The organism is Alteromonas algae, from assembly GCF_049117195.1.
Classification (GTDB): domain Bacteria; phylum Pseudomonadota; class Gammaproteobacteria; order Enterobacterales; family Alteromonadaceae; genus Alteromonas.
This window is the reverse complement of the sequence record NZ_CP185260.1, coordinates 198567-213904: the sequence shown is the minus strand read 5'-3', so window position 1 is coordinate 213904 and position 15338 is coordinate 198567. Positions and strand designations below refer to the sequence as shown.

Here is a 15338-nt window from a genome sequence, read left to right as displayed (position 1 = left end):
AAACAATGCTTAGTGAACCCTGTCAGCTATGGCTTGATAAGTTTTTATTGCATCTTGAGGTAGAGCGAGGTCTATCTCCTCATACGATAAAAAACTATCGTCGCCAGCTTCAAGACGTTGCCATTACGCTTAATTTACATGAATGGTCGGGTATTACTCCATCAGACATAAAACGCGTGATGGGCGATGCTAAAATGGCTGGGCACAAGCCCCGAAGCATCGCCTTACGGCTTTCAGCACTTCGTACTTTTTGCCAATATCTAATCGATAAACAGCAGTTGTTTAGTAATCCTGTTGAGGGCATTCATGCACCGAAGCAGGGTAAACCCCTCCCCAAGCAGCTAAGCGTTGACGAAATGCAACAGTTGCTAAATAGCGAAAGTGACGAAGGAATAATACTGCGCGACATGGCCATGTTTGAACTACTCTATGGCTGTGGGTTGCGGCTAAGTGAGCTTACTGGGCTAAACCTTGCCGATTACCTACGAGACGGTACGGTTAAGGTAATGGGTAAAGGAAACAAACAGCGCATACTTCCCTTAGGCAAAAAAGCTCAGCAAGCACTACATGCATGGCTAAAAGTACGCCCTGCCTATGCGTCTGACTATGAATCAGCCATTTTTGTAAGCAAGCGAAAAACGCGAATATCCAATCGGCAAGTGGCCAATAGGCTAAATCAAATGGCTAGCGAGCAAATGCTAAGTCAAAAAGTAAGCCCACACAAACTGCGCCATTCTTTTGCTACACACGTATTAGAATCAAGTGGTGACTTACGTGCTGTTCAAGAGTTATTAGGCCATGCCAATCTTTCTACAACACAAGTATACACACACCTCGATTTTCAACATTTAGCGAATGTTTATGATGCCGCCCATCCGCGCGCGCACAAAAAATAAAAGGCGCTTTTTTACATGCAGTTTTTTCGACCCATGCATGCCGTTAAGGCAATGACGTTTGACCTAGACGACACGCTATATAATAACGACCCCGTTATAAGACAAGCCGATACCACGTTAACGCAGTTTATTCACGCTCATTTCCCTCATGCAAGCGCATTATCGCGCGCGCAATGGGGTGACTTTCGTCGCGCTGCAATTGTAAAAGATGGAAGGCTTGCATCAGACATGGGCGAATTGCGCCGAGAAGTATTGTCGAAAGCACTCTATGCTGATGTAAGCAGCGGGAATACGCAATATGCAACGTTACGTGAAGCTGTAGAGGCATGCTTCCATTGCTTCTATGAAGCAAGAAGCGACTTTGCGCTGGATGATAGCGTGCACGACACACTGAACGTGCTAAGCAAGCGATTCCCCCTAATCGGCATTACTAATGGTAACGTTGATAGCGAAAAAATTGGCATATCGCCGTATTTCGACGTTATTCTGCACGCGAGTATGACACGCCCGATGAAACCGCATAAGGCAATGTTTGATGAAGCGGCTGATAAGCTTGATTTGCCCACAAGGCATATTTTGCATGTGGGCGATAACCTGATAAAAGATGTGTATGGCGCATTGAATGCCGGTTATCAAGCGGCGTGGTTTGCTTGTAACCGCCCTATGATACTCAACAATGAACCTGTAAGACTGTTACCCCATGTCGCTTTGTCTACGCTGCGTGAACTCACTTACTTACGTTAACTAGTAAGGTGTATTGTCCTCTAAAACATTTTGCTGCATTGATTCGCACGGGTGTTGGCAAACGGGCCGCCCTACGACTTTAGCAGGAACGCCGACAACCGTAACATGTGAAGGCACGTTGTCTAATACCACGCTACCAGCACCCACTTTTGAACCTTCACCGACTTCAATATTTCCTAAAATCTTGGCACCGGCCCCCACCAGCACACCTTGGCGAATTTTGGGGTGCCTGTCGCCCGACTCATTACCCGTACCACCTAAGGTAACGCTTTGTAAAATAGAGACGTTATCTTCGATAACTGCCGTTTCACCCACGACAATCCCTGTGGCATGATCGAACATTACGCCTTTTCCTATTTTCGCCGCAGGGTGAATGTCCACGCCAAAGCTTTCTGAATTGCGGCTTTGTAAAAACAGGGCAAGCTGATGTCTGCCGTGAACCCACAAGTAATGTGCCATGCGATGCACTTGCACAGCATGAAAGCCTTTAAAGTGTAATAGTGGGGTAAGATAGTCATTCACCGCAGCATCGCGCGCTTTGATTGCTTTGATATCGGCAATCGCCGCCTCACTAATTCCAGGTTCTAACAAGTAAGCCTCATCAAACACTTCCCTGATAGCTAAAGCAGGCATAACGTCATCGGCCATTTTAGTCGACAGGATAAAGCTTAAAGACGATTCGAAATTATGGTGCGCTAAAATACAAGCATGAACAAAGCTTGTTAATAGTGGTTCATTATCTGCGACGTTTTTTGCCTCGCTTTTTAGCGTTAACCAAAAATCAGAGACTGGGGTGTCTGCTTGCATGAGCTAATCCTGTATGCGCGTTTTAACCAAAAGGGAAAAAGGGGGAAGCATTTAAAATGAATGAGAAGTGTACCCGACTCATCTGTGAATCTATAGAGATCATATACCGCTAAAGTACGCATTATGATCAGTTTATCGTTCTATTTAGGTATAAAGCATTCTCAATTCATATAACCAGTACAAACTTAAATTAGTCTGCACACAACCCTGTATAAATTCACAGTCAGCAGGCATAATAGCCGAGTTTACGATAATTAATTAGGTGATAGACACTATGGATGTATCCAGACTGCTTGACGAGCTAAACGACAAACAACGTGAAGCGGTAGCCGCCCCCCTTTCCAATGCCCTAGTATTAGCGGGCGCAGGTAGCGGTAAAACAAGAGTATTGGTACATCGCATTGCGTGGCTAATGGAAGTTGAGAATATTGCGCCATTTTCTATATTAGCGGTAACCTTCACTAACAAGGCGGCCAGAGAAATGCGAGGCCGTCTAGAGTCATTGATGGGGCGAAGCCTTCATACCATGTGGATTGGTACGTTTCACGGCCTAGCTCACCGGCTCTTACGCGCACATCATGCCGAAGCTGGGCTGCCAGAAAACTTTCAAATCCTTGATTCGGACGACCAATACCGCCTTATTCGTCGTATATTAAAGGCTATGAACCTTGACGAAAAACATTGGGCACCTCGCCAAATTCAGTGGTATATCAACGGTAACAAAGACGAAGGCCTTCGCCCTCAGCATATCGAAACGCATGGCGATCATATTCAAAAAACCATGCGTGAGGTATACACGGCGTACCAAGATGCATGCGACCGTTCAGGGTTAGTCGATTTCGCAGAGTTATTATTGCGTGCCCATGAGCTATGGGCCAAAAACCCTGAAATTCTAGCCCATTATCAACGTAGATTCAGAGCCGTGTTGGTCGACGAATTTCAAGACACCAACAACATTCAATATGCGTGGCTACGCATGCTGTGTAGCGGTGACAACAACAATATTATGATTGTCGGCGATGACGACCAATCTATATATGGTTGGCGTGGAGCCAACGTAGACAATATTCAGCATTTCTTGAAAGACTTTGCCAACCCAGCAACCGTGCGCTTAGAGCAGAATTACCGTTCTACCGGCAATATTTTACAAGCTGCAAACACGGTAATCGACAATAACACGGGCCGTTTAGGTAAAGAATTGTGGACCGATGGACACCAAGGTGAACTCATTTCGGTTTACGCAGGCTTCAATGAACTCGACGAAGCCCGGTTTATCGTTTCAAAAATAAAAGACTGGCTACATCAGGGCAACGCGTTGAAAGACGCCGCTATCTTATACAGAAACAACGCGCAATCGCGGGTACTGGAAGAAGCGTTGTTACATGAGGGGCTTGCTTACCGTATTTATGGGGGGCTTCGCTTCTTCGAACGTCAAGAAATTAAAGACGCGCTAGGCTATATTCGCATGATAAATCACCCCCATGACGATGCGGCATTTGAACGTGTGGTTAACACACCAAGCCGTGGTATTGGGGAAAAAACACTAAGTTTAGTGCGCGATGCAGCAAGACAACACAACTGTTCTATGTGGCAAGCTTCGCAATTACTTATTAATGAGGGTTCGCTAAAAGGCCGCGCGTTAAATGCAATGCAAAGCTTTGTATTACTTGTTACCGAGCTTGAACAAAGTACCTTAGATTTGCCGCTTGAAGAGCAAGCTGATAAAGCCATCAAGCAGTCTGGTCTTTACGCCATGTATCAAGCAGAGCGCGGCGAAAAAGCGCAGGCACGACTAGAAAACTTAGAAGAACTCGTAACGGCGTGTAAAACCTTTATTGTGCCGGAAGAGGCAGAAGAAATGACGCCCATGTCAGCGTTTTTAGCACATGCTTCGCTAGAGGCCGGTGAGCAACAAGCTGATACCGACCAAGACGCGGTGCAAATGATGACCATTCACACCGCTAAAGGCTTAGAATTTCCATTGGTATTTATGGCAGGGGTTGAAGAAGGGATGTTCCCCAGTCAGCTTACCAATGACGAACCGGGCCGAATGGAAGAAGAACGTAGGCTTTGTTATGTCGGCATGACACGGGCCATGGAAAAACTATACATTACGTACGCGGAGAGCCGCCGGCTTTACGGGCAAGACAAGTACCATACTGCGTCGCGCTTTATCCGTGAAATGCCATCTGAATGCGTAGAAGAAGTACGCTTAAAAACCACCATTTCTCGGCCTGTTCATAATCGGTTTAGCCAAGCAACCTCTCATGCTTCTTTTGAAGAAACAGGCTTTCAGTTAGGGCAACGAGTCGTACACAGAAAATTTGGCGACGGTATTGTTTTAAACTACGAAGGCAGCGGAGAGCATGCTAGAGTACAAGTTAACTTCGACGAATTCGGCACAAAGTGGCTGGTTCTCGCCTACGCTAAGTTGGAAAAGGCGTAATCACCAACACTGGCATGGCAGCCAGAATAGAAGAACTTAACTATGCAACAGCATGTGCTGGTTATTGAAAATAGTGATAGTAACTTAGATGTGGTGTCTAAGCTGGTTAGAAAAGCAGGGCTTACCCCCGTGGGTGCGCACTCACTTACTGAAGCGCGCGCCCGTTTTTCACAAATGATGCCTGAAACATTTCTTTGCGCGATTGTTGCTTACCAACTGCCAGATGCCCCTCGAGGTGAAGCCGTCGACTTTGCTATTGACGCTTTTATGCCTACCATTGTTACCACTGATAATCTTGAAGCGGATACCCGCGAGAAAGTACTCGAGAAAGACATCGTTGACTACATTCCTAAAGAAAACTCGCAATACTACGACTACCTCAGCCGGTTTCTCACTCGCTTAGAAAAAAATAAGTCAACCGGCGTCATTGTTGTCAGCACCAATAGAGCCATTCGTAAGCATATGCTTTCACTCTTAGGTCGGCACAATTTTGAAGTATATGATTGCCTCACTGCAAACGAAGCTATGGCGACGCTGGCCAAAAACAGTGATATCCGCTTGGTCATCACAGATGATGCGCTCCCCGATATGACGGGTACCGCATTCGTATCTAATTTGCGTAAAGCATTTTCAAAAGAACAACTGGCAATTATTGGCATTGCGGGTGGCAAAGGCATGGTAATGTCTGCTCACTTTATAAAAAGTGGCGCTAATGACTTCCTTCGTCTTCCTTTTTGCCATGAAGAGTTTTTATGCCGAGTAATGCAAAATATAGAGTACATAGAAAGTGTCGAGGCAATCAGACGTGCCGCTAACACCGACTATTTAACCGGGTTACCCAACAGACGTCATTTTTTCTATACCGTCACGGTAAAACATCACACGCTGTCAGCACATCATGCGCTTGCGCTGATTGACCTCGACTTCTTCAAATCGGTCAACGACACCTACGGCCATGATGCGGGTGATATCGTATTAAAGACGGTGGCCGCATTGATTGAGTTTTACTTTCCAGATGAGATCATCGCACGTTTTGGAGGTGAGGAGTTTTGCATTTATCTTCCTTACACACCTATCGAAGAAGCGGCTATACGTCTTGAAGCCTTTAGAAATAGCTTGGCTAATGACACTATTCAGCTTCGCTCTGACAATATACAGGTTACCTGCAGCATTGGCCTTTGCGGCAAGAAGACACAAAATATCGATACATTACTAAGTATTGCTGATAAACAACTTTATTACGCTAAGCGCCATGGTAGAAATCAGGTGGCTTACAAAGCGGGTGTTTAACCCGCTTTCATCGCAAAAGAATTCGCTACGTCACTGCTTGTTGCGCTATTCGCCTCGCCTTACGTTGCTTTTTATAAGCAATAAAAGAGTCTGTTGTAAACAACAACAGCGCAGACCATACAAACCCAAATGTAATCAGCCTCGACTCTTCTAACGGCTCGCCATACAAGTACACGGCTAAAATGAACATAAGCGTTGGCCCAATATATTGAAAGAAGCCTAACGTTGAGTACATGATACGTCGCGCCGCGGCGGTAAAACATAATAATGGGGCAGTGGTAACAACACCTGCTGCTAAAATTAAAATATTCAACGACACCTCGTTGGTGAACATATTGCTGTATTCGCCGCCAAAGAAAACCCAATACACAATAGCAGCAGGAGACAGCAAGAGTGTTTCAATAAACAAGCCGGGTAGTGAGTCTACCGCCACTTGTTTCCTAAGTAGCCCATATACGCTGAAACTACTAGCAAGGATAAGTGCAATCCAGGGTACTTCACCATAATTAAAAATGAGTACCGATACGCCGAATATTGCTAATAACACCGCAACCCGCTGCATGTTACGTAAGCGCTCTCCTAAAAAGAGCCGCCCTAAAAAGACATTTAGCAGTGGATTAATGTAATACCCCAAACTTGCATCAAGAATATGGTCGTTATTTACTGCCCATATAAATAATAACCAATTCGCGCCCAGTAAAATGCCGGCGAAAAATAAAATTAGCATAACCTTGCGGTCTTTAAGCGCTATAAGTACTTTTGGCCATTTTTTTAATGCGGAAATTAACCCAACAAGCAGTAACACAGACCACAACACACGGTGTACAAGTATTTCAGCAGCAGGTAACACCGCAAGCTCTTTGAAATAGAGCGGCGCTATTCCCCACATGGTATATGCTGCAATAGCGCATATCACACCAACTTGCGCAGCACTGGCTTTATTTTTTTGCTCGGTCAACGCGGTTCTCCAAGGTAGTACGTGACATGGTTAAAGTAATAATGAAGAACGTACACACTTCTTTTAAGCGTGTGCACGCTTGACGTTATGCCGGCTTTTTATAATAGAAATAATGTACCAAGACCAAGAAATGCGACGAACCCTACAATATCGGTGACCGTCGTGAGAATGACCGAGCCTGAGAGCGCAGGGTCTATCTTCAGTTTATCCAAAATAATCGGCACAAAAACACCCGCCAGAGCAGCAGCGACAATATTAAGCAGTATCGCTAAGCAAATTACCATGCCCAGCATGGCATCGGTAAACCAGAAGTAGGCAACGACACCGATCACAATGGCCCAGATGACGCCATTAACCCCACCTACTTTTAACTCTTTTACCATAAGGGCCCGAATGTTGGCGCTGGTGACTTGACCAAGCGCCAAACCACGTACAATCAATGTAAGTGTTTGGCTTCCTGCTATCCCGCCCATACTCGCTACCACCGGCATTAATACCGCCAGCGCAACAACTTGCTCTAGTGTGCCTTCGAACAAGCCAATAAACCACGACGCTAAAAACGCAGTGAGCAAGTTAATACCTAACCACAATGCTCGATTTCGAGCGCTTTTCGCAACGGGCGAGAATAAATCCTCGTCTTCATCCATACCCGCAGATGCCATCACCTGCCGTTCGTAAAATTCATTGACCAGTTCGCTAGCTGAGGTGATATCTAAACGACCCAACAGCACATCATTGTCGTCGATAACAGGTAGCGAGGCCAACCCTGAACGCTGCACTTGGATAGACGCCGTCGTAGTTTCATCGGTACCTTGTAATGTAATGACATTGTCACTTTTTAGGGTACTCAGCGGCGTGTGATCAGGCGCAGAGAACAACATATTGATTTTAACCAACCCTGCAAACTGCCCAGACCGGTTGACCAAGTAAATACTGTCACAATGTTGCGGAATATCACGACGTAATAAGCGAAGCCCTTCTCGTACCTTCGCATTAGCGGGTAACGCGAGTTGGTCATGGGTAACCCAGTGTCCTACTTGACCATCAGGGAATTGCGTTGCGTCTCGAAAGTATTTACGCTCTTGGCTATCTAGCGATTCATACGCCAAATCGACAAGCTTGGTAGGCAATGAGTCAAGTAGTTCTAGTAAGTCTTCTGCATCAATATCGGCGAAAATAGACGCCCATTCGTTGTGCGGCGTAGCATCAATCAATAATTCACGAGGATCACCACGCATTTCCACAAGCACATCTAGCTTGCGGTCTCGTGCCATCCCCTCCCACACTATAAGACGGCGTTCTAGGGGCAGAGATTCTAATAAAGATGCTATATAGACCGTATCTTGGCCGCTTAATGCGGTGAGAATAGACGCAGGATCATCGCCAATGCTGTCAGATACGAACTCTTCAATTAAATCAGGTAATGGCTCAGCCATGTAGCACCTCCACGTAATGTCACACTTTGCTATCCAAGCATATAAGTGCCTGTGCCAAAGGCAATATGATCGCCTTTTTCATTGTGTAATTCCATTCTACACACTACTAATTTACTTCCTTTGCGAATAACCGTTGCCGTGGCGACAAAGCGCGCTCCCCGACCCGGTCTGAGATAGTCTACGCGCATATCTACCGTTCCCATAGTAGGCAAACGCACTTTTAGTTCAGAAAGTTGAGATGCATCGGTATGCTTAATGGTTTCGGTTATTGCGACTAAACCGCCAATGGTGTCTAGCATGGTGGCAGTTACACCACCATGTAAAATACCTTTGAGCGGGTTGCCCGTTAATTCTTGCTTCCACCCTACATGAAGCTCGATACCGTTCTCACCATCAACCACGTCTAACCCCAATAAGTTATTAAATGGCATGGTGTCATTAAATAGGCCTATAACAAATGCGGTCAAGGCTGCATGCGTCAGAGGGTTTTCTTCATCATTGTGTGTCGAATTCTGGTCAGTCATAATGTTCCTTTTTAACAACGTAGCGCTTCACATTACGTTAATTATGAGTGAGTTACCTTTTTTGTTATTTATATGAAAATATTTGAACGCTGAATTTTAGTATAGTTTTTTCGATTCAGTCGTGAAGCATAAGCAAAAAACGCGTAAAATCCCCCGCCATGACAATTGCAGCAACTTCCTCACCCGACTCTGATACCGATGTTTCATCGTGTACGCCTGAATCTGTCTTAAAAGATGTTTTCGGTTACGATGTATTTCGTGACGGCCAGGGCGAGGTTATTCATAGCGTATGTAAAGGTTCTGACGCGCTGGTATTACTTCCTACAGGGGGCGGAAAGTCGCTCTGTTATCAAATACCCGCCTTGGTGCGCGATGGCACAGCCGTTGTGGTATCACCATTGATTTCTTTAATGCAAGACCAAGTAGAGCAACTCACTGCCCTTGGCGTTAGTGCTGCTTACTTGAATTCATCGCTTGCACAAGACACGCAGCAAAGCGTCACTGAACGTTTATTAGCAGGTAAAATCGATTTACTTTATGTCTCTCCAGAACGGCTTTTACAATTTAGCTTCCAACAACTGCTAACGCGCATTGATATCGCTTTGTTTGCAATTGATGAAGCCCATTGTGTTTCTCATTGGGGTCATGATTTTAGACAAGATTATCGCGCACTGGGCCAAATAAAAGGAAAGTTTCCAAGCATTCCCGTTATCGGTCTTACCGCCACCGCTGATATCGCTACACAGGCCGATATTCTTACCCAGCTTCAGCTACAAGAGCCACTTGTCTATAAAGGGAGTTTCGACCGCCCTAATATCCGTTATCGCGTGATGTCAAAATACAAGGCGTTCGACCAAGTGCTTGCGTATGTTAAGCAACAAGAAGGCAGCGGTATTATTTACTGCAATAGCAGGGCAAAAGTAGATGACTTACACGCCAAGCTTTTTCGCCAAGGCTTTCGTTGTGCCGCTTATCATGCGGGAATGGATGCTGACGAAAGAGAGCTGGTTCAACGTCAATTCCTTAACGATAAAATAGACATTGTTGTGGCCACCGTTGCTTTTGGTATGGGCATTAACAAGTCGAATGTGCGCTATGTGGTACATCACGATGTTCCCCGTAGCGTCGAGAGCTATTATCAAGAAACAGGGCGTGCTGGACGAGATGGATTACCGTCAGAAGCCATGCTTCTATTTGACGAGAAAGATGCCGCGCGCGTAAAACAATGGATTGAGCAAGGCGAAATAGCCGACCGTAATGCCATCGAATTACAGAAATTTGCTGCCATGGAGGCATTTTCAGAGGCACAAACCTGCCGAAGGCAAGTGTTGCTCAATTACTTCTCTGAATTTAGCGGCAGCGCCTGTGGGAATTGTGACGTTTGCTTAGACCCGCCAAAAATGATTGATGGGTTAGTGATGAGCCAAAAGGTGCTGTCATGTATTCTTCGCTTATCTCAACAGGCATCGACGCAGTATGTCATTGATGTAATTCGCGGAAAGCAACTAAAACGGTTGCAAGAAGCAGGGCATCACCAGCTTTCCACCTACGGAATTGGCAAAGATAAGTCAGACAGCTATTGGCATAACATCATCAATCAGCTTATTCATAAAGGGCTTATTCGTGTAGATATCACCGCCAATGCTGCGCTTCGGCTCACTGAAGCGGCGCGGCCTATACTAAAAAGTGACGTTGCCATTCAGCTTGCAGTACCTAGGCTCGAGTTTAAACCCGACAAGAAAGCGAAACAGGCCCCGGCAAACTACGACCGAACCCTATTTATTCGTCTTAAGCATTTACGAAAAGTGCTGGCGGAAGAAAACGGCGTTCCTCCCTATGTGGTATTTAGTGACGCCACCTTGGTCGATATGTCGTGCAAACTGCCTATCAATAGAAGCACAATGCTGGAAGTAAGCGGCGTAGGCCAAACCAAACTAGAGCGTTATGGTGAAGCCTTTATGCAACTTATCGATGACTATATCAACCGAGAACATTAATAAGCCTATCCGACATTAGGCGTAAGCGTACTCTCCGCCTTTCTCTAACGCACGCTTATATGCTTCTCTTTCATGTACCCGCTTAACATAGCCTTTTATCGCAGCAAACTCTTCGGCGCGACCGCTTGCCACTAGCGATTCTAATGGGAATATCATTTGCACATCAGCGCCGGTAGGCGCATCACCCGCAAACCAGGTGTTACTCGATAAATATGACTCGACATATCGTAAACTTTTTTCAAGGTTCGGTCGGTAGTAGGCATCTAGAATCCCATCGATAAGCTTGTTAGTGATAGGCTTTATAAAGAACGGCTTCGACCCTTTTTGGCGCGCTTTTTCAAGCACGAGGTTTGCCACTAACGGCGGCATTAATGAGCCCTCGGCAAAGTGTAACCAGAACCAATACTGCTGCAACGTTTCGCCCGTCTCTGGCATAGCGAAATGCTCTGTAGCATGGTGTTTTATCAAATACTCAATAATCGCACCTGATTCAGCAATGGAACCATCAGGCGTAGTTAATACCGGCGAGCGGCCGAGTGGATGCACAGCGTGTAACGCGCTTGGAGCAAGGTTCGTTTTACTGTCTCGTTGATAATGTTCAATAGTATAATCGACCCCTAGCTCTTCGAGTAACCATAAGATTCGTTGAGAGCGAGAATTATTTAAATGATGAAGTGTTAACATACTATTCCTTGAACGCGATAATGCTAGTAATGGTTTCTGGTACTAGTTATACAACACTGCGCAAAGATAAGATTAATTTTCGCGTCAAAATGTACGCTAAATTCGTTTTTTTCATTGATTCTCTCCCATCAGTAAAGGTTATACGCAGTACGCCCGTGGCTTGCCTTTCCATTTCAGGCCGTTTTTGCTATTTTCCTACGTGGGCGCTGTAGTACAACATGCAGTGCAATAAGTGTATATCTACCCCATACCCACACAGCAAGGCACTACGTTATCAATGACGTGTTCAAATCAGTTAACTAAAAGCACAATACTTGATGGTCTTGAACCACACGACCAGTCAGTGGTCATCGCGATTGCGATGCCGTCAACGCCACTAAAAACAGCGCAGTTAATTAACGCGTTTTGCACGTTTTTTAATTGCAGCGCACAACCGACTGATTGGGGCGCCGATCGTTGCCAAACCATTCTTTCACCAATAGACGACTCATTATCTCTATGCTTTTTAATGCATGTTGATTGGTTATGCGACGCAATTTGGTTAGAGCCGTTGGGGAAAAATCAAGATATCAATGCCCTCGTTCAGTACTTAACCACAAAGAATGTGTAATGTATTACGCATTTACTTTCTTTGTATCAAACTCTTCCGTTAGTATAGTGGCTATAAAATAATAATAAGGTTTCAATGTTGTGACGTTATCGCGGCAAAAAGGATTATTTGCGTTACTTACCCTGTTAGTAATACTAAGTGTGTTCGTGGGCATGTCGGCACATGCGAATAACGATACCAACACCCTTGTAGTCAATGAAGCCTTCAAAACGCAAAGAATAAACGACTTTGCATCGATAACCGAAAGCCGACGGTCTGCCACGTATTTTGATGTACTAAATGGCGTCGCACGATCTCCTGAAAATACCGATGCCCAAAACAACGACAACCGCATTTGGTTATCGACTACGATTGAAAACAGTGGGTACAGCACAGTCCCTCTCGTTATCAACATAGACAGGCTCAATGTTGACGACCTGCAACTCTATTTACTTGATACCAGCTCACGCATTATTAAGTCATACCGTTATCAAGCGGGTAAAGGCGACTTTTCGCTAGCAAAACCCTTACCCACCATTCGCCTTTCATTTCCGCTAAAAGCAGAGGAGCAAGTGCGCTTGCTGGTCGGTGTTGAGGATGATGGTTTAAAACATTTTCCAATATCACTGTGGCATCAAGCCACTCTCGCGCAATACGATAGAAGTATGCTAGCACTACTCGGTGTTGTGTTCGGTGTACTCTCAATCCTCGCCGGCTACTTCCTGTTATCGTATTTATACCAACGCACGCCGGCACGCTTTTGGCTGTCTATAACCAATGGTGTTTTATTTGCCGTATTTTTCTTAGCGCAAGGTGGTTTGTCAACATGGCCCGCATTGACCAACTACAGTGAAGCGTCGTTTGCGGTTTTGTTAGGGCTCACTTTTTTATCGCTAGGTAAAGTGACGCATAATTTATTTCCTCACGTTCCAATAGTACTTCGTAGTATTACCTTCTTGCTTCCTGTTGCGATGATGGCCGTTGCCTTAAGTGGAAGTGCTTTTCACACCGTGAAAATGCTGTTTCTTTTTAGCGCCATTATTGGTTTGTATCACATCCTTTTAGCCTTTGTATTTCGACGTAAAGCCTCATTAGGCTTAAGCAGAATTTTTATTGTAGCTTGGCTTAGTTTCTTTTGTGTTTACGCTATTTTTACGCAAATACTATTTGCAAACTTGGTGTATACAGAGTTGGTCGTTTCAGCGCTGATTATTATGCTAACACTTGGGCTTTTATGCCTTGGTTTTAGTGTTGAGCTTAAAGAACGGAGTCACAACAAACAGCAGCTATCTGAGCGTGAAGCCACCATTTCAAACTTAAGCCATTTCTATGACTTGTTTCGCAATTCTGCAGAGGGGCTTTATACCTCCACGGTTGAAGGTCAGCTTAAGACGGTTAATACGGCCATGTGCGCAGTATTTGGCTACGACAACGAAGAAGCCATGCTTGATGGCGTAACAAACACGACCGAATTTTATGACAACACCGACGACCGAGCCGCGCTCTTAGGCATTCTGCTTAGCGAAGGCCAAGTAATAGGAAGAGAGATTAAAGGCAAGCGCTCAAACGGTGAGTCTTTTTGGTTTGCCATTTCGTGCCAAGTAAGGGGCGAAGGCGACGATAGGTTTTTATACGGTTCGATTATCGATATCACAGAACGCAAACAGTCGAACCTAAGTCTTGAGTATATGGCAACACATGACTCGCTATCGGGTGTTTATAATCGAAGGTTTTTTGAAACTACACTGAAGAATAGACTTGCCGAGCGCGCTCCAATTCCCGTGATTATTTTATACCTAGACTTGGACCGGTTTAAAATAATAAACGACACCTGTGGTCATAAAGCAGGCGATGCACTTATCAAAGAAATTTCGCAACTTCTCGACAAAAGCCTTCCAGACAATGCGACCTTAGCACGCCTTGGAGGTGATGAGTTTGGGGTCATTCTCGAACGTTGCAACGAGGAGCATGCTTACCGTCATGCAGTTAACATTCTTAACGCGGTGAGAGACTTCCGCTTTATGTGGGAAAATCGCATTTTCAACCTTGGTGTAAGTATTGGACTCGCGATATGTGACGACCCTGCGCTTACCCCCGACCAATATCTGAGCATGGCAGATGCCGCCTGTTACTTTGCCAAAGAGCAAGGAAGAAACCAGGTACATTGCTACAGTAAAGATAATGCAGGCATGCAGCGCTATCAATACGAATTAGACTGGGTTACCACGATTAATCAAGCGCTAGAAGAAGAACGATTTCTGCTTTACTATCAGCCGCTTCGCCCCTTATCGCGTCAGAATGACGGCCACTATTATGAAATTTTATTACGACTGCAGCAAAATGATGGCAGCATTGTAGAGCCCACCGCATTTTTGCCGACCGCAGAGCGGTTCGAGATGAACGTAAAAATAGATAAATGGGTGATATCGTCAACGTTTGCTTATCTTAATGCCAATCCGGAACATCTGGCACAGCTTAGAAAATGCAGTATTAATTTAAATTGCCACTCGCTGGCTGATCGCGATTTTAAACTTTACGTATTAAATGCATTTGAAAAATACCGCATTCCTTTCGAGAAAATTTGTTTCGAAGTTATCGAGTCGGTTGCAATCATCAAAATGGATGACACCGTCGACTTCATGCGTGCCTTCAATGAGTTGGGCTGTACTTTTGCTTTAGACGATTTTGGAAGCGGGTTTTCATCCTATAGCTATTTGAAAAGCTTGCCGGTTTCTCAGGTGAAAATAGACGGTAGCTTTATTAAAGACATGCTTATCGACCCTATTGATGCCGCCATGGTGGCTTCCATAAAAGAAGTGGCTAAGGCAATGGGCATGCTAACCGTAGGTGAATTCGTTGAAAATGAAGCGACAATGGTAGAGCTAGGAAAGATGGGAATCGACTTTGCGCAAGGGTTTGGTGTGAAACCACCCGCCCCGCTTAAAGAATTTGTTCCCCTATAATGCC

The 15338-nt window shown here is 45.1% G+C and carries 12 protein-coding genes; 7 read left to right on the top strand and 5 right to left on the bottom strand.

The features are described from left to right. The first annotated feature begins 5 nt into the window (after positions 1–5). Positions 6–896 carry a tyrosine recombinase XerC gene (gene xerC / locus ACOJRU_RS00955; RefSeq protein WP_421134686.1) on the top strand — a complete coding sequence of 297 codons (891 nt, stop codon included), beginning with the start codon at positions 6–8 and terminating at the stop codon, positions 894–896. 15 nt (positions 897–911) lie between these two features. Further along, the gene (locus tag ACOJRU_RS00950) at positions 912–1640 is read left to right on the top strand and encodes an HAD-IA family hydrolase (RefSeq protein WP_421133201.1); all 729 of its coding nucleotides are present in this window, start codon (positions 912–914) and stop codon (positions 1638–1640) included. On the opposite strand, the gene cysE is transcribed toward ACOJRU_RS00950, so the two are convergent. Beyond that, on the bottom strand, positions 1641–2447 hold the full coding sequence (gene cysE, locus ACOJRU_RS00945) for a serine O-acetyltransferase (RefSeq protein ID WP_421133200.1): 807 nt from the start codon (positions 2445–2447) through the stop codon (positions 1641–1643). A gap of 274 nt (positions 2448–2721) precedes the next feature. Here cysE and uvrD point away from each other — a divergent pair, with 274 nt between their 5' ends. Both uvrD and ACOJRU_RS00935 read left to right on the top strand, forming a co-directional pair. Continuing rightward, on the top strand, positions 2722–4893 hold the full coding sequence (uvrD, locus tag ACOJRU_RS00940; protein WP_421133199.1) for a DNA helicase II: 2172 nt from the start codon (positions 2722–2724) through the stop codon (positions 4891–4893). A 42-nt stretch (positions 4894–4935) separates the two neighbouring features. Beyond that, on the top strand, positions 4936–6183 hold the full coding sequence (locus tag ACOJRU_RS00935; protein WP_421133198.1) for a diguanylate cyclase: 1248 nt from the start codon (positions 4936–4938) through the stop codon (positions 6181–6183). 25 nt (positions 6184–6208) lie between these two features. Here the strand turns inward: ACOJRU_RS00935 and rarD are convergent, their stop codons facing one another. The 3 genes from rarD to ACOJRU_RS00920 all read right to left on the bottom strand — a co-directional run bounded on the left by rarD (position 6209) and on the right by ACOJRU_RS00920 (position 9101). Then, positions 6209–7072, bottom strand: coding sequence for an EamA family transporter RarD (gene rarD / locus ACOJRU_RS00930; protein ID WP_421134685.1), 864 nt, complete (start codon positions 7070–7072; stop codon positions 6209–6211). A gap of 167 nt (positions 7073–7239) precedes the next feature. Next, on the bottom strand, positions 7240–8577 hold the full coding sequence (locus ACOJRU_RS00925) for a magnesium transporter (protein WP_421133197.1): 1338 nt from the start codon (positions 8575–8577) through the stop codon (positions 7240–7242). Positions 8578–8606: 29 nt separating this feature from the next. Further along, on the bottom strand, positions 8607–9101 hold the full coding sequence (locus ACOJRU_RS00920) for a thioesterase family protein (protein WP_421133196.1): 495 nt from the start codon (positions 9099–9101) through the stop codon (positions 8607–8609). A 158-nt stretch (positions 9102–9259) separates the two neighbouring features. Between ACOJRU_RS00920 and recQ the strand changes: the two genes are divergently transcribed. Then, entirely contained in the window at positions 9260–11098 is a 1839-nt protein-coding gene (gene recQ / locus ACOJRU_RS00915; RefSeq protein ID WP_421133195.1) for a DNA helicase RecQ, read from the top strand. 15 nt (positions 11099–11113) lie between these two features. Here the strand turns inward: recQ and ACOJRU_RS00910 are convergent, their stop codons facing one another. After that, the gene (locus ACOJRU_RS00910) at positions 11114–11782 is read right to left on the bottom strand and encodes a glutathione S-transferase family protein (RefSeq protein WP_421133194.1); all 669 of its coding nucleotides are present in this window, start codon (positions 11780–11782) and stop codon (positions 11114–11116) included. 277 nt (positions 11783–12059) lie between these two features. Here ACOJRU_RS00910 and ACOJRU_RS00905 point away from each other — a divergent pair, with 277 nt between their 5' ends. Further along, a complete protein-coding gene (locus ACOJRU_RS00905) occupies positions 12060–12392 on the top strand; it encodes a hypothetical protein (RefSeq protein WP_421133193.1) in 333 nt (110 codons plus the stop codon). An 80-nt stretch (positions 12393–12472) separates the two neighbouring features. Continuing rightward, positions 12473–15334, top strand: coding sequence for an EAL domain-containing protein (locus ACOJRU_RS00900; RefSeq protein WP_421133192.1), 2862 nt, complete (start codon positions 12473–12475; stop codon positions 15332–15334). Positions 15335–15338: the final 4 nt, after the last annotated feature.